1 protein-coding gene is annotated in these 1,295 nt (G+C 38.1%); it reads right to left on the minus strand.

Features of this window, described 5'->3' with window-relative positions; all coding sequences use genetic code 11:
- Nucleotides 1-12: 12 nt before the first annotated feature.
- Complete coding sequence (locus BFU02S_RS15860; RefSeq protein WP_157075975.1) at nucleotides 13-996, minus strand: Gfo/Idh/MocA family protein; 984 nt, start codon at nucleotides 994-996, stop codon at nucleotides 13-15.
- Between the last annotated feature and the right edge of the window lie 299 nt (nucleotides 997-1,295).

Raw genomic sequence — 1,295 nt, forward strand, 5'->3', positions numbered from 1 at the left:
TACAGTAGTATGTTATTGTTCCACTGCAAATACAATCTGATTTTGTCTTCGCGCTTCTTCGGTAATCCGGAGAACAATTCTGCTCCAGTTTTTCAATTCCTGATATGTCTCATCGTCCTTAGTTTCAATAATTCGAGCAATATTCTCGCATTCATAGACCATATCTTGCTCTTCCAGTTCTACGCCAATATCTTGCTTCTCTTTCGAGTGGCTGTCAATATACGTAATTTCCGAGATGGGGGCGGCATTTTCCAAGACAAAGGTTCCCTTTTCCCCATGAATTTCACAAGGGAGGCTGGAATGGGAGATCTTGGAACAAAGAATGGTAGAGACAAAATCCTCATATTCCAATACAAGTGTGCCGCCTCCGTCGACCCCGCTCCTTAAGATGACTGGGTGATAGCTTACCTTTTTCGGCTCTCCAAACAGCCCAACGGCCAAATAAAGCGGATAAACCCCTAAATCAACCAATGCTCCCCCTGAGAATTTGGCGGAAAAAATATTAGGCTCCTCCCCTTTTAAAAATAAATCATATCTAGAGGAGTATTGAATGTACGACAAAATAGTACTTCTCACCTTACCTGCCATTGATAGTTTTTCCTTTAAAATACGGAAGTTGGGAGTATGGATGTTCCGGATTGCTTCAAATAAATAAACCCCATTCTCTTCCGCTACCCGGTATGCTTCTTCCAATTCAGCAGAAGTAGAAAATATCGGCTTTTCACAAATGACATGCTTCTTATGTTTTAAAAACGTAATGGCCTGCTTAAAATGCAATGAATTTGGCGAAGCAATATAAACTGCTTGGATCTCACTGCTTTTAGCCATTTGTTCCAGGTCAGTATAACTATTTACAGCTTGATATGTATTGGCTAATTCCCTTGCTTTTGCCTCGGATCGGGAATAAACCCCGACCAATTTCATCTGCCCGCTCAATTTTGCTGCTTTTATAAATGATTCTGTAATCCATCCTGTTCCGACAGTTGCAAAGTTTATCACCATATTTCCCTCCATGACATTTCTAAGACTTGTTTCATTATAACTGTTTTAGGTTTTCCTTGCCAATTTAACACTTAGACAATGAAACAATAAAAGGGCGTCAGTAAACTTTTCCTTCAAATACTAATTTATTTTTCCTAATTAATTCCATTATGTTTTAATAATGATTTTATTCCTTCATTTTCTTCCAATATACAAACTGAAAAGTCCTCACATGTCAAATATACTTTTTCATCTTTTAAAAGTCTAAAATACCATAACAAGGGCTTTTCACCTATGAAAGATGGCTTCATATC

The sequence above is a fragment of the Neobacillus fumarioli NBRC 102428 genome (assembly GCF_001591485.1).
Classification (GTDB): domain Bacteria; phylum Bacillota; class Bacilli; order Bacillales; family Cytobacillaceae; genus Neobacillus; species Neobacillus fumarioli.